The organism is Sphingomonas lacunae (genome assembly GCF_012979535.1).
In the GTDB taxonomy this organism is placed as follows: domain Bacteria; phylum Pseudomonadota; class Alphaproteobacteria; order Sphingomonadales; family Sphingomonadaceae; genus Sphingopyxis; species Sphingopyxis lacunae.
This window is the reverse complement of the sequence record NZ_CP053015.1, coordinates 1,456,360-1,477,174: the sequence shown is the minus strand read 5'-3', so window position 1 is coordinate 1,477,174 and position 20,815 is coordinate 1,456,360. Positions and strand designations below refer to the sequence as shown.

The following is a 20,815-nucleotide window of genomic DNA, read 5'->3' as shown; positions in this document are numbered from 1 at the left end:
GGCCGCGCGATAGGCAGGGGACAGGCGCGACGGCAGGGTTTGCGTCGCGAAGAAGGTCCCGGTTTCAGGGTGTTGGCCGCGTCCGGACAGACCGGAAGCGGTGTGAAGCGAGTCAAAGCCGATCAGCCACGCAGCAAAACCATCCGCGCCTGCCCTTTCGGGGCGGTCGCAGAAGGAAAGCGTGTTGCTCATTTGGCATTCAACCTGGTCTGGACTTACCGGGGGAGCCCATCGCTCCGGCCGGAAGTCGCAATTCTTATGGCCAATCCGGCGACGCCCTCGATGGCGCCGGTCGACTGGTGACTTGGGTGCTAGCACCGCCATGGGGGCGGGGCAACAAAAAGCATCCCCCCCTGTCCAATCGGCACCGTGCTGGCGGCAGACGTCCGGTTGACCATTGGGTAAGGGCCCGAACTGCCCTCATGGTATGCAAAAATGGATGACAGCACGTTAACTGCCTTCCTTCAGAACCAATTGGTCCCTTGTGGCTAATGCTCCCTTCACCTTGGTCGAACCGGGCCCGGGTCGCAAAGGGGATTCGAATGCCTATCTGGACCTCAGAGGGAAAATGGCGGCATAAGGCACCAGTGCTCCAACTGTTGCTCGCCCTGTTTTGTTTGACCGGATGGTCCCCTGCTGAGGCGGGTTCCCTGCAGTCTGCGCGACTCGAAGATGGTGAACTTACCCTCCGTTTCGACGGGCCGGTGGGAGAAGCCGCCAGCTTTGCGCTCGATGGTCCGCGTCGCCTCGCCATCGATATTGCCGGCGCCTCACCCGGACGTCCGGTGATGGACAGCAGCGGAGATGTGCTCCGGGTCCGCCAGGGCCGCTTTGGTTCCGATACGCTGCGCCTTGTTCTGGATCTCGGTCAGCCTGCCGTCATCAACACCGTGCGCTTCTCACCCGATGGCCGCAGCATAACGGTCGCGCTTCGCTCCGCTTCGGTCAGCCAGTTTGTCGACGCGGTCCGGCGCGGTGAGCGGCTGATCGCGTCACCCGTCTCCGGTACGCCGACGCTGGCGATGGCCCGGCGGGAGAACCGGCCTTATCAGGTATCCGTGCCCATCGGCCCTGCCCGTGGCCTCGGCCTGCCCCGCGTCTATGGCCCGGCAGACAGTCGCCTGCCACTGGTCGTGATCGACGCCGGCCACGGGGGCCATGACCCGGGAGCCCTGTCGCGTGACGGCAGGCTGCGCGAAGAAGAAGTTACGCTGGCCATTGCGCGGGCAACCCGCGACGCGCTGGTCGCAACAGGCCGGGTCCGCGTTGCCCTGACGCGCGAAGACGACCGCTATCTGGTACTCGAGGAACGTTATGGCCTCGCCCGGCGCCTCAATGCCAACCTGTTCATCTCAATACACGCCGATGCGGCGGAGAATGAACATGCCACCGGCGCTTCCATCTATACCCTGTCCGAAGTCGCGTCCGACCGCGAGGCGGCACGCCTGGCCGCGCGGGAAAACCGCGCCAACATCCTCAACGGCATTGATCTTGGTGGCCGCAGTGACGATGTCCGGTCCATCCTGATTGACCTGACCCAGCGCGAAACGATGAACCTCTCCGCCGATTTTGCCCGCACCCTTCAGCGCGCGGCAGCCGGCACCATTCCCTTCCGCACGGATTCGCACCGCTTCGCCGGCTTTGTTGTCCTCAAGGCGCCTGACATGCCATCCGTGCTGGTCGAAACCGGGTTCATCACCAACGAGGCAGACGCAGCCCGCATTGCCAGTCGCGAAGGACAGCAGAATATCGCTCGGGGTATCCGGCAAGCCGTACTGACCCATTTCGCCAGACAGATTGCGGCACGCGAAGCGGCTGTTGCCAGTGCAGGACGCGGCGCCGCGCGCTGATCCACCCGCCACACGAGGTCATTGCGCCTGCCAGATCAGGCAGTTGCAATAGGCCGCTGGCAGGCCAGCGATTTCATGCTAGAGGCGGTGGTCTATGTCTGACACCAGCCCGACACCCGATACCGGCAGCGCCAGCACCGTGTCCAAGGGGAAATCCCTTCGCCTGCGCCTGACCCGCGAAGCCGATGGAGTGGCTGATGCCGGTCGGTCGCTGTTTGGCGGAGTGCGGGACTGGTTCAGCCGCAACTGGCATCGACGCTGGTTCCGCTGGCTTGTCTGGAGCAGCTGCGTGGGCCTGTTTGGCCTGTTCCTGCTCTGGCTGCTTGTCATCCGCGATCTTCCCAGCGCAGACCGCCTGTTGACCTATGAACCGCCGCTGCCAACCATCGTGCGCGATGTTGAAGGGGTGCCGACGCACAGCTTTGCCCGTGAACGGCGTGTGCAGCTGGACTATGACGAATTCCCGCCTTTGCTGGTGCGCGCTTTTCTCGCCGCAGAAGACCGCACTTTCTGGGAACATGGCGGCGTCGATTACCCCGGCATTTTCGGCGCAGTCGTCGATTATGTCACCAAATTGGGCTCGGGCCAGCGGGCCCGTGGGGGTTCGACCATCACCCAACAGGTTGCCAAGAACATCCTGCTGGGCGACGAATATTCCATATCCCGCAAATTTCGGGAGATACTGCTGGCCTATCGCATCGAAAGCGTGCTGACCAAGCAGCAAATCCTTGAACTCTATCTCAACGAAATCCCGCTCGGCCGCCAATCCTATGGCGTTCAGGCCGCCGCCCGTGCCTATTTCGACAAGGATGTCGGCGAACTGACTCTGCCCGAAATGGCCTTTCTTGCCACCTTGCCCAAGGCACCTGAAAAATATGGCCGCCGGGGTCAGGAACAGGCGGCACTCAACCGCCGCGCCTATGTACTGCGGGAAATGCTGCGTGCTGGCTGGATCACTGAACAGCAACGTGCCGCCGCGGCCGCCGCACCCCTTGGTCTTGTCGCCCGCCGCGGCTCCCAGTTCAAGGATGTCGGCGGCTATTATATGGAAGAAGTCCGCCGAGAGCTGATCACCCGCTTCGGCGAAAATGCAGATGATGGACCCCACAGTGTCTATGGCGGCGGGCTCTGGGTTCGCACCGCCTATAATGGAGAGTTGCAGGATGTCGCCGAACGGGCGATGCGCAATGCCATGCTGCGCTATCATGGGAATCGCGGCTGGTCGGGACCGCTGGCCACCATCCCGCTCGACAGCTGGAAAGGGCGCCTGCAATCTTCCGGCCTTGGTGTCGATTTTGACGACTGGCGCGTCGCGGTTGTTCTTGAAAAGGCGGGCGGCGATGCCAGCATCGGCTTCCCGGATGGCGAAACCGGCCTCCTTCCGTCGGGTTATGCCGCCATGGCGGCGCGCAGCGGCGGCAGTGCCTATAATGCGATGAAACCGGGGGACATCATCCTCGTCAAACGGGTCAGCGGCAATGTCTACACGTTGCGCACCGTTCCCGGTATCTCGGGCGGCTTCATCGCGCAAAGCACCCATTCGGGACGCGTCTACGCCATGCAGGGCGGCTTTGATTCACGCCTGCAAAGCTTCAACCGCGCCACCCAGGCCGAACGCCAGCCGGGTTCCACAATCAAACCTTTCGTTTATGCGACAGCGCTCGACAATGAAATGACACCGGCCTCGATCATCGTCGATGGCCCATTATGTGTCGATCAAAGCGCCACGCTTGGCCGTAAATGCTTCCGCAATTCCGGCGGCGGCGCGGCAGGCCCACAGACAATGCGCTGGGGACTTGAACAGTCGCGTAACCTGATGACGGTGGCCACCGCAAATCAGATCGGCATGGACAAGGTTGTGGCCACCTACAAGCGCCTGGGGATCGGTGAATATCGCCCCTATCTGGCGTTTGCGCTGGGGGCAGGTGAAACGACCGTGTCGAAATTGACCAATGCCTATGCCGTCCTGGTCAATCATGGCCGATCTCTCACGCCTCGCCTGATCGACTATGTTCAGGATCGGCGTGGCAAGGTCATTTTCCCTGCAAACTGGCGCCCCTGCCAGGGTTGCAATGCCCAGGACTGGGACGGACGGCCGATGCCGCGGTTCTCGCCAAGCGGACGCCAGCTGATGGACCCGCTGACCGCTTATCAAACCGTCCACATGCTGGAAGGCGTGATACAGCGCGGTACAGCAAAGGTCCTGCGGGACCTCAACCGCCCGTTGTTCGGCAAAACCGGGACAACCACCGGGCCGACCGACGTCTGGTTCATCGGCGGGACCCCGGACTGGGTCGCTGGCGTCTATCTCGGCTATGACCGTCCCCGCAATCTCGGCGGTTATGCCGCCGGTGGCACAATGGCGGCGCCGATCTTCAAGGAATATGCCCGCGCCGCCACGCGTGGCCAGCCCCCGGTCCCTTTCCTTGCCCCCGAAGGAATTAGGATGGTCCGCATCGAACGCCGTTCCGGTCGGCGTGTATTCGGCGCTTGGCCCGCCGGCGGCTTTGAATCGCCGGTTATCTGGGAAGCGTTCAAGCCCGAAACCGAGCCGCGCCGCACAGCCCGCAGCGAGGAGATTGACGAAGAGCGTCCCGCTACCGAGCGGCGTCGTGAACGCGCAACCAGCGATCGCCCAGCCGCGCGCAGGGCCGATCGGGACGAGGATTTTCTTGATCGGCAGGGTCAAGGCGGCATCTACTGATCGGCTGTTCCGTCGCCTTGCCCAGCCACATAACACTGTTCAGCGATGGACAGGCGCCGCCCATCTTCTTATCTGCCGGCGTTCCGATTTATAGTATAGACCAAGCAGGAGTGTCCCATGCGCGCTGAAGCGCAAGCCCATGTCGATCGCATCAAGGCCGCCACGGCCCTGCTGCGCCGTTTCCTCGACTGGGACGTCGCCAATGTCCGGCTGGCCGAATTGAACGCCCGGGTCGAGGACGCCTCGCTATGGAATGATCCCAAGGCGGCACAGGAAGTGATGCGTGAACGTCGGCGGCTAGACGAGGCCATTGGCGCAACCCTGGCCATTGAACAGGAAATGGCGGATACGGTGGAACTGGCCGAAATGGCCGAAGCGGAGGGAGACGAAGCGCTCGTCGATGACGCCGTCGCCGCCCTTGCCGCGCTTGCCGCACGGGCGGATGAGGACAAGACCAAAGCATTGCTTGCCGGAGAAGCCGACGGCAACGACACTTACCTGGAAATCCACGCGGGGGCCGGCGGCACGGAAAGCCAGGACTGGGCGGAAATGCTGCTGCGCATGTATCAACGCTGGGCCGAACGGCGCGGGATGAAGGTCGAACTGGTTGAACATCAGTCGGGCGAACAGGCCGGTATCAAATCGGCCACTTTGCTGATCAAAGGCGAAAATGCCTATGGCTTTGCCAAGACCGAAACGGGTGTCCACCGGCTCGTGCGCATCAGTCCCTACGACAGCTCGGCGCGCCGCCACACCAGTTTTTCGAGCGTCGGTGTCTATCCGGTGATTGACGACAATATTGTTGTGGAGGTCTCTGAAAGCGACCTCAAGATCGACACGTACCGAGCTTCGGGGGCGGGTGGACAGCACGTCAACACAACCGACTCCGCCGTCCGTATCACCCATATTCCGACCGGGATAATCGTTGCCTGCCAAAACCAGCGTAGCCAGCACAAGAACAAGGCCGAGGCGATGAACATGCTGAAGGCGCGCATCTACGAGGCCGAACTGCGTAAGCGGGAAGAAGCAGCCAGCGCGGAACATGCCGCCAAGACCGACATCGGCTGGGGACACCAGATCCGCAGTTACGTTCTGCAGCCCTACCAGCTGGTCAAGGATCTGCGCACCGGTGTCACCTCGACCGCGCCCGGCGATGTGCTTGACGGTGCCCTTGACCCCTTCATGGCTGCCGCATTGGCCCAGCGCGTCACAGGTGAAAAGGTGGATGTCGAGGATGTGGATTGATCATCCACCCTCCGGTGCTTGCCCCGGATGGTGCTTTGGCTCTAATTGACTCCCCGACCGCGCCTGTCGGCCGGTGAGGGACTGGTTGTCACGTGAAGCCATCTGTCTGCCTCCTCTTTCTGTCTGCCTTTCTGCTCTCGGGCTGTGACCAATGGCCGTTTGGCGAAGATCGGCCGGGCAGCGCTTCTGAATTTCCGCGCGCAAACCGTCCGGTGGCGCCCACGGTTTCGACACGCTGGGCTGATGAGGATGTTCGTGACCGGCTCGGTGAGGCAGACGATGTCATGTCCAATGCCGGCATAGAGCCCGGTATGTGGGTGGCGGATATTGGCGCCGGGGACGGCTATTACACCGTTCGGCTGTCGGAACGGGTCGGGCCGGGTGGTCGTGTCCTCGCACAGGACATATTGCCTGCAGCGATTGAAAAGCTCGGCGTGCGGATCAACCGTGAACGGCTCGACAATGTAGCGATCAAACTCGGCGCTCCGGACGATCCGAAACTGCCGGCCAACAGCTTTGACCGCGTGCTGATGGTTCATATGTATCATGAGATTGAGGAACCCTACGCCTTCCTCTGGCGACTGTGGCCCGCGCTGCGCGGTGATGGCGAAGTGATCGTCGTCGACGGCAACCGCCCGATTGCCCAGCATGGCACGCCGCTGCCCTTGCTGATCTGTGAGTTTCAGGCGGTGGGCTACCGGCCCGTCGAATTCATCGAAAAGCCCAATGCCGGGGGATATCTCGCCCGGTTCGTGCGGGCGCGCACACGGCCCGCACCGGGGGATATCCGTGTGTGCAACAACATCTGACGGTCGGGACCGGGACACGGTCCGCTTGCCGGCCTAGCCCGGCCTGTCCAGGACTCGACCCCCAATGAACGGGACACGTCCCTTTAGTGGAGATCGAGTCATTAAACCATTGTAAAATCAGACTTCTATTGAATAAGAGCACCTGCATGGTGGCTCTAACTGCTCCTCTACATGGCGCTTCGTGCCCGACAGCACCTCACCATGTCACTCATAGCCCGGATCGATGTCGAACGGCTCGAACACTGGGTAATCTTTCGCCACACTGTCGGTGAATTTTGCCGGTCGTTTCTCTAGGAAGCTGACGACACCTTCCTTTGCGTCTCCCATTCGTCCGCGTGCAAAAATCATCCGGCTGTCCCAGCGGTGGGCGACATTGGGATGCGACGCACCCGCCATGCGCCAAAGCATGTGGCGGGTCGCGGCGATCGAGACCGGCGCACTGTCGGCGGTGAGCTTTTCCGCCAGCGCCAGCGCAGCGGGCAACAGGTCTTCAGGCTCATGAACCGATTGCACCAAACCGGCCGCCAGCGCCTCATCAGCACCGAAAATCCGCCCCGACATGCACCAGTCGAGCGCGGTCGGCAGGCCCACGAGGCGCGGCAGGAACCAGCTCGACGCCGCCTCGGGTACAATGCCCCGGCGGGCAAAGACAAAGCCAAAGCGCGCCTTGGTCGACGCGAGACGCATGTCCATCGGCATCTGCATCGTTACGCCAATGCCGACCGCCGCACCGTTGATCGCGCCGATCACCGGCTTCTTGGCGGCAAAGATACGCAGGCTCAGTTCGCCCCCGCTGTCACGGACCAGATCATGGCTCCAATTGATGCTTCCATCCGGCTGGACGGGCGAATCGCTCTCCACCCGCTTGTCATAGTCGAATGTTTCCGCGCCTGCCGAAAGGTCAGCCCCAGCGCAAAAGGCCCGTTCGCCCTGCCCGGTAACAATCACCGCGCGAATGCTGTCATCATTGTCGGCCTCGTCGAGCGCGGCGATCATTTCGTCTTTCATCACCGCTGTAAAGGCGTTCATCGCCTCCGGCCGGTACAAGGTGATGATCATGACCGCGCCTTCGCGGCTGATCCTGATCTGGGTCGGTTCGGCCATTTCTCTCCCTTTCGGTGCTTTCATCCTGACGTCGCTACAAACTGCCATGCTCGCGATGCGGTGCAACCCGGCAATTGCGCCAGTGCCGGCTTTGCGTTAAGGGCTGCCCGACGCCCCGGCCCGGTGCAGCGATGCCTCGCTTGCCCGGCCGGGGCTCGATATTTTCACGCCCGCCGAGCACCTTTCTGGACGGCGGCAACAAGGACACCGCTGCCCATGGCACGTCGTCGCCAGATTTACGAAGGCAAGGCCAAGATCCTCTACGAGGGTCCCGAACCCGGCACGCTTATTCAATATTTCAAGGATGACGCAACCGCCTTCAACGCGCAAAAGCGCGGCACAATCAACGGTAAGGGTGTGCTGAACAATCGTATCTCCGAGCATATCTTCACCCTGCTCGGACACATCGGTGTACCGACCCATTTCATCAAGCGGCTCAACATGCGCGAGCAGTTGGTACGACAGGTGGAAATCGTGCCGATCGAAGTTGTCGTCCGCAACGTCGCGGCAGGGAGCATTTCGAAGCGCCTCGGCATCGAGGAAGGCACCCCGTTGCCGCGCACGCTGATAGAATATTATTACAAGGATGACGCGCTGGGCGATCCGCTGATCGCAGAGGAACACATCGCCTGTTTCAACTGGTGCACCCAGGACGAGCTGCATGACATGCAGGACCTCGCCATCCGGGTGAATGATTTCCTTTGTGGCATGTTCGCCGGCGTCGGTATCCGCCTCGTCGATTTCAAGATGGAGTTCGGGCGCCTTTTTGACGGCGACTGGAGTCGCATCATCCTTGCCGATGAGATCAGCCCGGACGGTTGCCGCCTGTGGGACATGGCGACAAGCGAAAAGCTCGACAAGGATCGCTTTCGTCGCGACTTGGGCGGAGAAACCGAAGCCTATCAGGAAGTGGCACGCCGCCTCGGCCTGCTGCCCGAAGGATTGGATTCTCCAGTGCTCGACCTAGAAGAGCATCGCAAGAACAAGGGGAAGTAAACCATGAAGGTCGAAGTGTTCGTCACGCTCAAGCCCGGCGTGCTCGATCCGCAGGGACGCGCCATTCAGCATGCGCTCGGCAGCCTAGGCTTTGCAGGCGTCAACGACGTTCGCGCCGGCCGCTACATCGAACTCGACTTGGCCGATGGTACCAGCGCCGCTGATGTCCGTTCGATGTGCGAAAAGCTGTTGGCCAACACGGTCATCGAGAATTACCGCATCGTCGGCGTCAGCTGACTGACCGATTCCAGGAGCGCACCGCATGACTGCCGCCGTCATTGTCTTTCCGGGTTCCAACTGCGACCGCGACATGGCCAGCGCCATCGAGTTGGTGACCGGCCGCGCCCCGGCGATGGTCTGGCACCGCGTTACCGATCTCCCGGCAGGAACGGATTTCATCGCCCTGCCCGGTGGCTTTTCCTATGGCGACTATCTGCGCTCCGGGGCGATGGCAGCGCGCAGTCCGATCATGGCGGCAGTGATTGCCGCTGCGGGGCGCGGCGTGCCGGTCCTTGGCGTTTGCAACGGGTTTCAGGTGCTGACCGAGGCGGGCCTGCTGCCAGGCGCGCTGATGCGCAATGCCGGTCTCAATTTCGTCTGCCGCGACGTGCCGCTGAAGGTCGAGAACAACCGGAGCATTTTCACAAGTCGTTATCAGGCGGGTCAGAGTGTTACGATCCCGGTCGCTCATCATGACGGCAACTACGTCGCGGACCCCGAAACGCTCGACCGGATTGAAGCCGAAGGCCGGGTGGCATTCCGCTATGCCGACAGTGTCAATGGTTCAGCCCGCGACATCGCCGGTGTGCTGAATGCCAAGGGCAACGTGCTGGGCATGATGCCGCATCCCGAACGCGCCATCGAGGACGCGCATGGCAACCGCGACGGCCTCGCCATGTTCGAAGGACTGCTGGGCGTTATTGCCTAGCCAAGCACAGCCGGAACGCCTCGGACAGGGTCATTTGGCCGCTATCCTTTCCTCCTTTTCCGGGTAACTCTCGGCAGCCTCAAGGATCCCCCCCTTCGGTGGTTTGGACCGGGGGTGCAACCACCGCCCGACAAGCAAAAGGATGGTCGGCCAAACCATCGTGTTCCATATGTCATGCCAATGCGCAGCCTTGGGCTGGAGCGCGCCCTCTGCCTGTTCGGCGCGGATGTCGAGCCACTCCCCGCCCACGGCAAAGGCCAGCGCAATGAGCCAGGCGACGAACCAGCCGCCCCGCCAGCGCCAGCAAAGGCGGGCAAGGACAAAGGCCATAAGCCCGATGTGGATGTGCAGCGCATCCTTGGCGAGGTCGGTGGCCTCAATGACGCCTAGCTTCCACTGCTGGAAGTCCATGATGATAGTCTCTGGCACGATGCTCTGTTCGGCTAGTCCAGCTCAAACCTTGGCGTGGAACGGCGAGAAGTCCGTATCCTCGTCGTACAGGTCGAGGCCTTCGCGTCGCTTGAGTGTGTTGACGACGACATAGGTAACCGGCGTAAGCGCCGCTTCCCATGCCACCTTCAGTGCCCAGTTGGTCACCATCACGGTGACAAGTTGTTCGTTCGACCAGGTGCCATAAAAGGCGACCGGGTAGAAAATCAGGCTATCAAACCCCTGACCAACGATGGTCGAGCCGATGGTGCGTGTCCATAGCATGCGCCCGCTGGTCCAGACCTTCATGCGGGCGAGGACATAGCTGTTGACGAATTCCCCGACCCAAAAGGCGGTGATTGAGGCGATCACAATGCGCCACACCTGCCCAAACACCTGTTCATAGGCACCCTGCCCCTCCCAGCCCGGCGCAGGCGGCATGGCGACGACCGCCCAGCTCATCAGCGCCATGAACAGCAAGCCGACGAAACCCGCCCAGATGACGCGACGGGCGCGGGCATAGCCGTAAACCTCGGTCAATATGTCGCCCAGCACATAGCTGATCGGGAAAAACAGGATGCCAGCACCAAAGACAAAACCGCCGACTTCGCTGAGCTTGGCCGCGCCGATGACGTTGGAGAGCAGCAGCACCGCGACAAAGGCCGCCATGACAAAATCATAGTAGCGCAAGGGCTTGCCGCTGACCTCCGAAGCGCGGATGGCGCGGATCGGGGCGGTGGAGGATGTTTCGCTCATGACGCCTGTCTAACCATGTTTCCGTTTGCTGCAAAGCGCGCTAGGGAAAGCGCCGGGCGCCCGTAGCTCAGCTGGATAGAGCACCCGCCTTCTAAGCGGGTGGTCGCAGGTTCGAATCCTGCCGGGCGCGCCAACTCTTCCCCAGTACAGCGAACCTGCGAGTCCTCCGTTTGTCGGCTCCGCCGACGGGCGGTTCGAATCCTGCCGGGCGCGCCAACTCTTCCCCAGTACAGCGAACCTGCGAGTCCTCCGTTTGTCGGCTCCGCCGACGGAGGGGACGAATCCTGCCGGATGGACAACTTCCAATTCTCCCAGGTCAGCAGTCGACGCCGAGTGACGGGAAAAATCATCGGGGTCGACACGCCATGGGCGCGCAAATCCGGGCGGCGGGACGCCGCAACGGGACAATATCCGGTTGACACTGGTTTACACTCCAGAGGGGTGATTCAACGCCCGCCTGCGGGTTTCAGGGCTGTTTTTTGAGGTGATGTGTAAACCTAATACAGCAATACAGTGCGGCACCTTGTCCCTCGGAGACGGTCGCAGAGGCGACGCCATTCACCCTCGTCCAACTCGGCCGGACCAGCAAGCTGGCAAGGCTCCGCAACCTTCCCCCATCAAGGGGGAAGGAAAGCAGTTGCAGCCAAAAGACCAAGATCGCCAGCATGGCGGGAGGGTCTCACACTCTATGCCATGTAGGAAAGCGGAATTTGATCCACTTTTGTTCTTTCTTGCCTCCCTCCCGAGCGGTGCGGGTACCCCGACGAAAATCGGGGTCCAGAACCGCATAGCGCTGACCTGGCAGTTCCGCTCACCGGGCAGCCTAGCCCTCGCGCTCGTCCGCCGCCCTTGGTTTTTTCCCCTGTGCCACGACGAACAGTTCAGGACTGCCCTTGCGGCTCGACGGGGGTTTGGCGTGTTTGACGGTAACGAATTCCTGTTTGAGGCGGGTGAGGAGTTGGCGGTCGGTGCCGCCCTGAAAGACCTTGGCGATGAAGGTGCCGCCGGGAGCGAGCACCTCTATGGCGAATTCGGCGGCGGCTTCGGCGAGGCCCAGGGTACGCAAATGATCGGTCTGTTGGTGGCCAACAGTGTTCGCCGCCATGTCGGACATAACGAAATCCGGCGCACGGCCGAGCGTTTCCATCAGCTTGCCGGGTGCAGCATCGTCCATGAAATCCATCTGGAAGATGGTGACCCCCTCAATCGGATCGACTGGCAACAGGTCGATGCCAACGATGGCGGCTTGCGGGGCAAGGCGGCGGACAACCTGTGACCAGCCGCCCGGCGCGATGCCGAGATCAACCACGGCGCGCACGCCCTTGAGCAGACTGAATTTCTCGTCAAGCTCGATCAGCTTGTAGGCGGCGCGGCTGCGATAGCCCTCAGCCTTGGCGCGTTTGACATAGGGGTCATTGAGCTGGCGCGAGAGCCAGCGGGTTGATTGCGCGGTACGGCGGCGAGCCGTCTTGACGCGGGTACGGCCCGCACTGCCGCGTGTGCCGGTGCTCATGCGCCCGCTCCTGATCCTGTGTGCCCGCCCTGGGCATGGGCCCGCATCATCTGACGGAGCACGCCTTCGCGGATGCCGCGGTCAGCCACATCAAGCGCCGGTGCCGGCCAGATATCGCAGATCTCCTCAAGCACCGCGCAGCCGGCAACGACCAGATCGGCGCGCTCCCGCCCGACACAGGCGAGCTGTTCGCGCTGGCTGAGCGACATGGAGGCCAGTTGTTCGCACACGGCGCGCATGTCGCTGGTGGCGACGTTGAGGCCATCAACCTTTGACCGGTCATAGGAGGGGAGGTCGAGGAACAAGCTGGCCAGCGTCGTTACCGTGCCGCTGGTGCCGAGCAACCGCAACCCAGACCCGCTCGGCCCCGGCCAGCGGCGGGAAATGCGGTCGGCAAAGGCGAGGAACGAGGTGCGGACATGGCGGCGCATCGCCTCATAGGCGGCGACACGGGCGCAAGGATCGTCGCTGTCGTGGCGTTCCGCCTCGGTCAGGGTGACAACGCCCCACGGCACGCTCTGCCAGTCGAGAATGACCGGATCACCACCGCTGTCATCGAGCAGGACCAGTTCGGTCGAGCCACCGCCAATGTCAAAGATCAGCGCCGGGCCTTCACCGGGGCTGAGCAGTTGGTGACAGCCGAGCACGGCGAGCCTTGCCTCTTCCTCCGCCGATATGATGTCGAGGACGATGCCGGTTTCATCACGCACCCGGTCGATGAATTCGCGTCCGTTGACCGCGCGGCGGCACGCCTCTGTCGCCACGGCGCGCGAAAGGAGCACGCGGCGGCGGCGGAGCTTGTCGGCACAGATGGCCAGTGCATCGACCGCACGGTCCATCGCCGCGTCACTGATCCGGCCGGAGGCGGCGAGCCCCTCTCCCAGACGGACAATACGGGAGAACGCATCAACGATGATGAAATCAGGCCCGTCCGGACGGGCGATGAGCAGGCGGCAGTTGTTGGTACCGAGATCGAGTGCGGCAAAAGTGGGCCGACGGGGAAATCGGGCCTGCCCCTCGTCCGGCACGGACATGGGCGCTTGCGCAGGCGCATGTGGCGCCGGCGACCGGCCAATTGGTCCATTCACACCCGATGTCCGGGTGCCCTTGCCCACGCCGCTCCGTCGTCCGCCGCCGTTCCCCCGGAACCGCCGCCGACTGCCTGGAGCGGGAGCGGGGCCGGAGTTGCCCTGGTCCGCCATTGTCGCTCGCCACTCATTTATGCTCTCCACGCCGGGAGATGCCGACGCGGTACTTGGACATGATGCTAGGGCTTGGTGGCCAAAGTGACAAGCCCGCCGAATGAACGGCGGGCTGCAAGGTGGAACAGGTCAGCAGCGCGAGACGCGCATCGGGGGGCGGGCAAGCCCCCCTTTGATCGATGATCAGCGGCAGCGATTGTCGCTGCGATCGATGGCGCGGCCGGCAAGGGCACCGATGGCACCGCCAATGATGGCACCGGCTGTGCGGTCTCCGCGACGCCCGGCCAGTTCACGGCCAGCGAGAGCACCGGCGACCCCGCCAATGATCGTGCCGCCGCTGCCATCCGAACAACCACGATAGCCACGGCCATCATAATAGCCACGATCATTGTAATGGCCGCGATCATAGCCGCCCCGGTAATAGTCACCCCGGCGATAGTCCCGGCGATGCTCGCGGCGCTGATCACGGCGATATTCGCGGCGGTCATAACGGTCGCGATAACGGTCTTCATAACCGCCGCGATCATAATATTGGGCAGCGGCGACGGTCGGAACCGAAGCAAAACCAGAGGCGATGGTCGCGGCGGCAACGATGCTGAGTATCGATTTCTTCATGGTCGTGCTCCTTGGTCCCACTATGTTTTCACAGGCCCGGGGTGAACGCCAAAAGTGGTTCACCCCTGTCTTGAAGCCTTTATGCACAGTGAGAGTTGATCGCTTCCTGAACGACTTTGTTGCCTAAGGTTCAGGGAGCAATGCTTGCCGAGACTAGCGGGCACGCCTATCGCCCATCAGGTGCAAACCTCCCGACCTGTCCCGCATATCAGTCGCTGGGCCCGCATTTCTGTGCTTTTTCTCATTGCGCTCGTCTTGCTGCCGACGCCCTTTGCATCCTTGCGTCCGCCACAACGCAACGACAGCCAACTGATCAGTGCCAGACCCGTCGCCATCGATTCTGACCGGTCCAGCGATCGCCGGGTCGGGACACTGATCATTACCGAAGCCTGGGAGATTGATTCGGCCAACACCGGCTTTGGCGGATATTCGGCGATGGCGCTGCTCGATGAGCGAAGGTTCCTGCTGGCCAGTGACACGGGCTTGCTGGCCGGGTTCACGCTGGGCCGTGACGGCCGCATCGACCGCCAGTTCATCGCCCCGCCACCCGCCGGGCCGGGCAAAGGCAATTTCAAGGTCGACCGTGACATGGAAGCGTTGACCGCCGATCGCGCCCGCGGACAATTTTGGGCCGCCTATGAGCATAGCAATCAGATCTGGCGGTTCAGTCGGGGCTTTGCCCGGTCGGACGGTCATGTGGCGCCCGCTGCCATGCGCCGCTGGCATGCCAATGGTGGCGCCGAAGCGATGGTACGACTTATCGACGGCCGATTCCTGATCCTTTCCGAGACGACCGGTGCACGGGGCGGAGGTGGGACAGCGGCCTTGTTGTTCCCTACCGATCCGGTGGAGTCGCCGAACGCGGAACCCATCCAGTTCGCCTATGATGCCCAGGGCCGCGGGCGGGTGACAGACGCGGCCCAATTGCCCGATGGCCGCATTCTGTTGCTGCAACGGCGCCTGTCCCTGGTCGACGGATTCGTATCCACCCTGTCAGTCGCGCATGTCGACACGATTCGCACAGGTGGCATCTGGCGGAGCCAGACATTGGCCCTGTTCAGCCCGCCGCTGGTGACCGAGAATTTTGAGGGGCTGGCCGTCGAAGACAGCCCGGAAGGCGCCGTCATCTGGATGATTTCCGACGACAATCTGACAAAGTGGCAACGCACCTTGTTGCTGAGATTACTGTTGCCACGCGATGCCATGCCGACCGCGCGGCCCGGTTTTGCTGCAGTCCCCTGATGAGGGTTCCGGGCCAGACAGGCCCGGTTGATCAAAGGTCACAAGGGCGCGCAAGCGAAAAGCCCGGCGCACACAAGGTGACCGGGCCGATCAGCTATGGTGTGAACGGTACAGGCACCCAAGGTGCCCGGCCAGATCAGGCGGCGGCAGCCTGCTTCTTGGCAATGTCGCGCTTCAGGCGGCGGGCCTTGGTCGACAGGAGGTCGTCCTTGGTCTTCAGCAGCCAGTTGTCGAGACCGCCGTTATGCTCGACCGAGCGCAGGCCATGCGTCGAAACGCGCAGCTTGAAGCTCTGACCCAGCGTGTCGGAGATCAACGTGACATTGTGCAGGTTCGGCAGGAACGTGCGCTTGGTCTTGTTGTTGGCGTGGGACACATTGTGGCCCACCTGACGGCCCTTGCCGGTAAGTTCGCAAACGCGCGACATGTCTCAATAACCCTTGGCTGTATTTTGTCCGGGAAAGGCCGTGCGCCTAACCGCCGCAGACAGATTCGTCAAGCGCGACAAGTAGGACGAGGCACGATAAGGGACAAATCGATGACGCACCCTGTACCTTTTCCTCATATGGCACGCGCCGTCGAGCTCGCCAAGGCTGCGGCGCAAGACGGTGAAGTGCCGGTAGGTGCGGTGGTGGTCAAGGACGGGCGCGTCGTCGGAGAAGGCGCCAATGCCCCGCGCAGCCACAAGGATCCGACAGCCCATGCCGAGATCATTGCGATGCGGGCAGCAGCTAAGGCACTTGGCGACGAACGGCTGACCGGTTGCGACCTGTGGGTGACGCTGGAGCCCTGTGCCATGTGCGCCGGTGCCATTGCCCATGCGCGGATAAGCCGCCTTTATTATGCCGCGGATGATCCAAAAGGCGGCGCGGTGGACAATGGTCCGCGCCTGTTCACCCAACCGACGGTTCATCATCAGCCCGAAGTCTATGGCGGCATCATGGCAACCGAAGCAGCCGCCATTTTGCGAGAGTTTTTCGGCGAACGGCGCTGAACGCCCGCCAAATCATCAATGATATTTGAGCAATTCCCAGCTGAGCCACAGGAGAAAGGCCAGCCAGACGGCGACAATGATTGCACCGGCCACCAAACTGCGCGGTTCATTCTCGCGGGCTTCGGCCTCGGCACGGAAACGCTCCATCAGCTCGTGCGGGATGAGTCGCAACGCCAGTTCGATACCGAGCGGAATCAGGATGATGTCATCGAGCAGGCCGATGACGGGAATAAAGTCGGGAATCAGGTCTATCGGGCTGAAGGCATAGGCAGCAACCGCCGCTGCGACGAGTTTGGCGATGAACGGTGTATCCGGACTGCGTGCGGCAATCCAAAGCGCCAGCGTGTCGCGTTTGAGAGCGTGCGCCCATGAACGGATGCGGTCAATCAGGGTCATGGACGTGCCATGCCATGCCCTTGCGACCGATGCCAGCAGATCAGCTGCTCAATGGATGGCTTCCATCTCGTAACCATAGGGCGGCATATTGTCTTTCGAATAGCTGTCAGGCGGCTCTGACTTGGTCTGCAGCGGCAATTTGAGCCCCGCCGCGCGCATCAGTTCACGCGCAGCCGCATTCACAAATTGTTCGGTCCGCCGAAAATGAATGCTGCCATCATCATAACGTTTGCCGGGTTGGTCACCGCTGGCCTTAGCATAAGCGGCAAATTCATCGGCGAACACCGCAATACCGGCTTCGGTCATGTGCATGAACTCGTGAAGAATGATGAATTCGAGGCCACCGGGTTCATGCTTGGCATAGCCCGACACAGTATCGTGGCGAATGTGGGAAAGGCGCTCGCTGGCAATCGTCGCGCCTCCACGACTGGTCGCATAGATATGGTCATTGACCACAAATCGACCGTGCTGCCACAGACTTTTGATCTGGTCCCCCCGCAGGCGCGCTCCGGTGGTGAAGATAATCGCCATGTCATCAGCGAGGGCCATAAGCGGCCCGTGCATCTGGGCGATACTCCGCTGCAACTGATGGGCCGCGCGGCGCACGGGCTCAAGCGAATCTGCCTTGCTCAACTGTGCCGCCACAACCGGCGGTCCAAATCCGCTCGGTTCAGAGGGGACAACTAAGCCCTTGCCCGCCTTCTCATAGAAGGTCTTGGCCTTCTTACCTGCCCAGTTGATGCGTTTCCCGTCCACCACGATGTCGATCATCGCGTGCCCCCATCTGGCTGTCATGTCCGAGACAGGTCCAATAATGGCCTGACGCCTCGCTGCGTCAAGCAAAGATCCAGGTCAGTGGACGAAGCGGGCGACAACTTCACGATAGCTGCGGCTGACCTTGACCTGGGCGCCCGATTCAAGAATCAGGAAACATTCGCCATTGGTGTGCGGCTTGACCTGGCGGACCTGCCCCAGATTGACGATGGTCGAGCGGTGGACGCGCTGGAACACACGGGGATCGAGCCGCTTTTCCAGGTCCTTCATGGTTTCGCGCAGGATCAGTGAATTGTCGGCGGTGTAGATGCACATATAGTCGCCGGCCGCGTCAATGCGTTCGATGCTGTCGACATCGACGCGGAAAATCTGGCCGCGATCCTTGATGTTGATCAGCTTTTCAAAGCGGTTGGTGTTGTGCACATCAGGTTCGTCCGACGTGATCTGATCGACAGCTTCGGGCGCGACTTCGGCTAGCACTTCCTTGAGTCGCTCAGCCTCCTCCCCGGCGCGCTTGTCGGCCAGACGACGCCGGACACGGTCGAGGGCATCGGCCAGCCTCTGCGGCTCAACCGGCTTCATCAGATAGTCAACAGCCTGGGCCTCGAACGCCTTGATCGCGTGGTCCGAATAGGCAGTAACAAAGACGAATAGCGGCGGTTCAATGTCCATCAAACCCTGGACCACCGAGAAACCGTCAAAACCGGGCATCTGGATATCGAGAAAGACAAGGTCGGGCTTGTGCGTCTTGATCTTGCGTATGGCTTCGCGGCCATTTTGCGCCGTGTCGACAATCTCAACGTCGGTAAAGGGCTCAAGCCGCAGGGTCAGCCCCTGAATGGCAAGACTTTCGTCATCAACGATGATGGTGCGGATGGTCATGCGGTCTGACTGGCTTTCGTTTCCACAGTCGGCATATCGGCCAGAACTGGCGCGACGGCGAAAGGCAATTCGACTGTCACTGTGAAACCCCCACCCGGGGCTTCTCGCGCGTCGAACCGGTGCTGCTCGCCATAGGCCTGCGCCAAACGATCACGGATATTTGCGAGCCCGACACCAGTTGAGGTGGTGGTGACGGTTATATCCGGATTCAAGCCTCCGCCGGAGTCAGACACGACGATCCGAACATTTTGACCGACAAGATGCGCGGTCAGCACAATGTCGGCTCCCTCCTCCGAAGGGGTCACGGCATATTTGATGGCGTTTTCGATGATGGGTTGCAGCAACAACGAGGGCAGACGCGCCTCCGAAACACGGGGATCCACGTCAAAGCGCACTCGCAAGCGCTCCTCGAACCGCATCTTTTCAATATCGAGATAGAGTTTGAGCGTCTCCACCTCCTGCGCCAGCGTCACTTCCGCCGTCGGTTCATTGACCAGCGTGTAGCGGAGGAAAGCCGACAGGCGGGACAGCATGGCGTTGGCCTGCTCAGTTTGCTTGAGAAGCACCAGGGTGGAGATGCTGTTGAGTGTGTTGAACAGGAAATGGGGATTGATCTGGTAGCGCAGCATGGCGAGCTGAGAGGCGGTGGCCTGGCTTTCCAGACGAGCAAGCTGGTCAATCTGTTGTTCGACACGAAGGAAGTAGTTGATGGCGAAGTAGAGCGAGGACCAGGCGGCCAATGTCACGGCGTCAAGATAAAAAGCACCTAAAAACAATGTCGTAAAACCCGCCTCGGTACCGCGAGGCTGGATCGCGACCATCGACGCGTCGATGAAGCTGTAAAAGACGGTCGCTATCGCCACGGTCAGGCCGGCGAGCGGCCACATGATCAGCGCCCGCTGTTGCATCAGCGCACGGAAAACAACCGACAGGGTGACGGTCAGCGAGAATCCGGTGATGCCCGAAACCAGCAATGGAACGAGAAAATACAAATCCTGGCCATTGGCAAGGCCGGATGCCCCGCGCAGCACGAACCACCCGCTCCAGCCCAATGTCTGGAGCGTCCAGAATGCGCGTACCTTGTCATCAAAAAAAGGCTGAGCCGCAGGGCTTTTCAGAAGAGTTGCCATGGCAGGCCGTGAGTCAGCCCCGCGCTGCCAGGCGCGCGCCATGCGCATCCACCATGACGCAGTCCTCAACATCTGAGACATTGGGCCTTGCGGGACGGGGCGATGAACCGTCGCGCGCGCCAATCGGCCGGATTTCGTGCGCGTGCATCCAGCACAGGTCATGCTTGCCCAATGTGCGACCATCATGGGCCTGAATCGACACCGGCAAAATGGGTTGCAGGTCGCAGACATCAACGAGAACCGGGGTCGAGGGCACGCCTGATCCCCATTTCTCTCCCCACTGGCGCAGAGCGACCATGGCCGGCAACAGGTCTGAGCCCTTTTCGGTCAGCTGATACATGACCTTCCGCCGGTCACATTCCATCACGGTCCGTTGAAGGATGCCGTGCGCTACCAGCCGTTGCAGACGGTTGGACAATATGTTGCGGGCGATGCCCAGTTCATTCTGAAATTCCTCAAAATGATGGACGCCATTGAGCGCGGCGCGGAGAATCATGAACGACCAGCGTTCACCCATCACCTCAAGCGCCGACGGCAGGCCGCACTCGCCAATTTCCGCCAATGGTTCTCGCAACATGCCCATCTGCTCAGTCTGCCCTGATTATTGTTGCAGCCCAAGCCATTTTTTTGCGATTAAAGGGTTGCAATGCGCAACCTACGACACTAGGTGGCGGATCGCAACCTATTTGGTTGACCGTCCAAAAAGGACGTAACCCGGCATCCCGCACAAAAGCGGGAGCCACCAACATAAGGGCTCTCCCCCCATGAACGCACTTCGTCTTTCTCCGTTGCAGCACTTTGCCTCCATGGCGGGTGCCATTGTAATTGTCGCCAGCCTGTTCGCAGGTGCGGCCGCAACCGCCCAGACGCGCGCCGGTTTCTACAGTGCCACGCTGAATGCCGCACCGGCAGAACCGCGCACGGTTGCAGGCGGTGTCGTCTGGGCCTGCGAAGGCACCAACTGCACTGCGCCCCGCGGTACCAGCCGCCCTGGCGTGATTTGCGGCCGCCTGGTCCGTGAACTGGGCCCGGTTACCAGCTTCACCGCCAATGGCGAAACCTTTGACGCCGAAGCGCTGGCCCGTTGCAACCAATCGGCCGGCTGAGACGTTTGATCTCTCTCGGGGAGCGGGCTTCGGCTGTGCCCCTCTAACGCCGCCCCGCTCCAAAAGACCGCGCTTTCCCTGCCATTCGGGAAGGCGCGGTTTTTTGTGGCCGGATTCCCTGCCAGGATCGCCTGGCAGCC

General features: G+C 61.7%; 22 protein-coding genes and 1 tRNA gene. 11 read left to right on the top strand and 12 right to left on the bottom strand.

The genetic code is table 11. From position 1 onward, the window contains the following. The first annotated feature begins 587 nt into the window (after positions 1-587). The 4 genes from GV829_RS06990 to GV829_RS06975 all read left to right on the top strand — a co-directional run bounded on the left by GV829_RS06990 (position 588) and on the right by GV829_RS06975 (position 6,608). On the top strand, positions 588-1,850 hold the full coding sequence (locus tag GV829_RS06990; protein ID WP_246203101.1) for an N-acetylmuramoyl-L-alanine amidase: 1,263 nt from the start codon (positions 588-590) through the stop codon (positions 1,848-1,850). A gap of 94 nt (positions 1,851-1,944) precedes the next feature. Beyond that, positions 1,945-4,554 (top strand): penicillin-binding protein 1A, encoded by a 2,610-nt coding sequence (locus GV829_RS06985; RefSeq protein WP_169945259.1) that lies wholly within the window; start codon positions 1,945-1,947, stop codon positions 4,552-4,554. Positions 4,555-4,671: 117 nt separating this feature from the next. Next, positions 4,672-5,799 carry a peptide chain release factor 2 gene (prfB, locus tag GV829_RS06980; RefSeq protein WP_169945257.1) on the top strand — a complete coding sequence of 376 codons (1,128 nt, stop codon included), beginning with the start codon at positions 4,672-4,674 and terminating at the stop codon, positions 5,797-5,799. A gap of 92 nt (positions 5,800-5,891) precedes the next feature. Beyond that, positions 5,892-6,608 (top strand): class I SAM-dependent methyltransferase, encoded by a 717-nt coding sequence (locus GV829_RS06975; protein ID WP_169945255.1) that lies wholly within the window; start codon positions 5,892-5,894, stop codon positions 6,606-6,608. A gap of 204 nt (positions 6,609-6,812) precedes the next feature. Here the strand turns inward: GV829_RS06975 and GV829_RS06970 are convergent, their stop codons facing one another. Next, positions 6,813-7,712 carry a crotonase/enoyl-CoA hydratase family protein gene (locus tag GV829_RS06970; protein WP_169945253.1) on the bottom strand — a complete coding sequence of 300 codons (900 nt, stop codon included), beginning with the start codon at positions 7,710-7,712 and terminating at the stop codon, positions 6,813-6,815. 216 nt (positions 7,713-7,928) lie between these two features. Between GV829_RS06970 and purC the strand changes: the two genes are divergently transcribed. From purC to purQ, 3 genes are read left to right on the top strand one after another with little or no spacing between them, the layout of a single operon-like run. Continuing rightward, on the top strand, positions 7,929-8,708 hold the full coding sequence (gene purC / locus GV829_RS06965) for a phosphoribosylaminoimidazolesuccinocarboxamide synthase (RefSeq protein ID WP_169945251.1): 780 nt from the start codon (positions 7,929-7,931) through the stop codon (positions 8,706-8,708). 3 nt (positions 8,709-8,711) lie between these two features. Then, positions 8,712-8,945, top strand: a complete 234-nt coding sequence (gene purS, locus GV829_RS06960; protein ID WP_169945248.1) for a phosphoribosylformylglycinamidine synthase subunit PurS — start codon at positions 8,712-8,714, stop codon at positions 8,943-8,945. A gap of 25 nt (positions 8,946-8,970) precedes the next feature. Continuing rightward, positions 8,971-9,636, top strand: a complete 666-nt coding sequence (gene purQ / locus GV829_RS06955; RefSeq protein ID WP_169945235.1) for a phosphoribosylformylglycinamidine synthase subunit PurQ — start codon at positions 8,971-8,973, stop codon at positions 9,634-9,636. Between the two features lie 30 nt (positions 9,637-9,666). Here the strand turns inward: purQ and GV829_RS06950 are convergent, their stop codons facing one another. Continuing rightward, a complete protein-coding gene (locus GV829_RS06950) occupies positions 9,667-10,065 on the bottom strand; it encodes a hypothetical protein (RefSeq protein ID WP_212612155.1) in 399 nt (132 codons plus the stop codon). A gap of 24 nt (positions 10,066-10,089) precedes the next feature. After that, the gene (locus GV829_RS06945) at positions 10,090-10,821 is read right to left on the bottom strand and encodes a queuosine precursor transporter (protein ID WP_169945232.1); all 732 of its coding nucleotides are present in this window, start codon (positions 10,819-10,821) and stop codon (positions 10,090-10,092) included. Positions 10,822-10,877: 56 nt separating this feature from the next. Between GV829_RS06945 and GV829_RS06940 the strand changes: the two genes are divergently transcribed. Continuing rightward, positions 10,878-10,954 (top strand) — tRNA-Arg (locus GV829_RS06940). Between the two features lie 690 nt (positions 10,955-11,644). Here the strand turns inward: GV829_RS06940 and GV829_RS06935 are convergent. From GV829_RS06935 to GV829_RS06925, 3 genes are all read right to left on the bottom strand, one after another. Further along, complete coding sequence (locus tag GV829_RS06935; protein ID WP_169945228.1) at positions 11,645-12,334, bottom strand: RlmE family RNA methyltransferase; 690 nt, start codon at positions 12,332-12,334, stop codon at positions 11,645-11,647. After that, positions 12,331-13,368: a Ppx/GppA phosphatase family protein gene (locus GV829_RS06930; protein WP_246203100.1), complete on the bottom strand. Its 1,038-nt coding sequence runs from the start codon at positions 13,366-13,368 to the stop codon at positions 12,331-12,333. Before GV829_RS06930 ends, GV829_RS06935 begins: the two co-directional genes overlap by 4 nt. Positions 13,369-13,719: 351 nt before the next feature. Beyond that, positions 13,720-14,151, bottom strand: coding sequence for a glycine zipper 2TM domain-containing protein (locus GV829_RS06925; protein ID WP_169945223.1), 432 nt, complete (start codon positions 14,149-14,151; stop codon positions 13,720-13,722). 279 nt (positions 14,152-14,430) lie between these two features. Between GV829_RS06925 and GV829_RS06920 the strand changes: the two genes are divergently transcribed. Further along, positions 14,431-15,393, top strand: coding sequence for an esterase-like activity of phytase family protein (locus GV829_RS06920; protein WP_169945221.1), 963 nt, complete (start codon positions 14,431-14,433; stop codon positions 15,391-15,393). 136 nt (positions 15,394-15,529) lie between these two features. Here GV829_RS06920 and rpmB read toward each other — a convergent pair whose 3' ends face one another. Beyond that, entirely contained in the window at positions 15,530-15,820 is a 291-nt protein-coding gene (gene rpmB, locus GV829_RS06915; protein WP_169945219.1) for a 50S ribosomal protein L28, read from the bottom strand. A 111-nt stretch (positions 15,821-15,931) separates the two neighbouring features. Between rpmB and tadA the strand changes: the two genes are divergently transcribed. After that, a complete protein-coding gene (gene tadA / locus GV829_RS06910; RefSeq protein ID WP_169945217.1) occupies positions 15,932-16,387 on the top strand; it encodes a tRNA adenosine(34) deaminase TadA in 456 nt (151 codons plus the stop codon). Positions 16,388-16,402: 15 nt separating this feature from the next. On the opposite strand, the gene GV829_RS06905 is transcribed toward tadA, so the two are convergent. The 5 genes from GV829_RS06905 to GV829_RS06885 are packed head-to-tail and all read right to left on the bottom strand — an operon-like array spanning position 16,403 to position 20,152. Next, positions 16,403-16,783 (bottom strand): YkvA family protein, encoded by a 381-nt coding sequence (locus GV829_RS06905; RefSeq protein ID WP_169945215.1) that lies wholly within the window; start codon positions 16,781-16,783, stop codon positions 16,403-16,405. A 48-nt stretch (positions 16,784-16,831) separates the two neighbouring features. Next, on the bottom strand, positions 16,832-17,578 hold the full coding sequence (locus tag GV829_RS06900; protein ID WP_169945213.1) for a hypothetical protein: 747 nt from the start codon (positions 17,576-17,578) through the stop codon (positions 16,832-16,834). Positions 17,579-17,635: 57 nt separating this feature from the next. Continuing rightward, entirely contained in the window at positions 17,636-18,439 is an 804-nt protein-coding gene (locus tag GV829_RS06895; protein ID WP_169945211.1) for a LytR/AlgR family response regulator transcription factor, read from the bottom strand. Beyond that, on the bottom strand, positions 18,436-19,569 hold the full coding sequence (locus GV829_RS06890) for a sensor histidine kinase (RefSeq protein ID WP_169945209.1): 1,134 nt from the start codon (positions 19,567-19,569) through the stop codon (positions 18,436-18,438). The genes GV829_RS06895 and GV829_RS06890 overlap by 4 nt, the downstream gene beginning before the upstream one ends. Positions 19,570-19,582: 13 nt before the next feature. Next, a complete protein-coding gene (locus GV829_RS06885) occupies positions 19,583-20,152 on the bottom strand; it encodes a winged helix-turn-helix transcriptional regulator (protein WP_169945206.1) in 570 nt (189 codons plus the stop codon). Between the two features lie 181 nt (positions 20,153-20,333). Between GV829_RS06885 and GV829_RS06880 the strand changes: the two genes are divergently transcribed. After that, the gene (locus GV829_RS06880) at positions 20,334-20,675 is read left to right on the top strand and encodes a CC_3452 family protein (protein ID WP_169945204.1); all 342 of its coding nucleotides are present in this window, start codon (positions 20,334-20,336) and stop codon (positions 20,673-20,675) included. Positions 20,676-20,815: the final 140 nt, after the last annotated feature.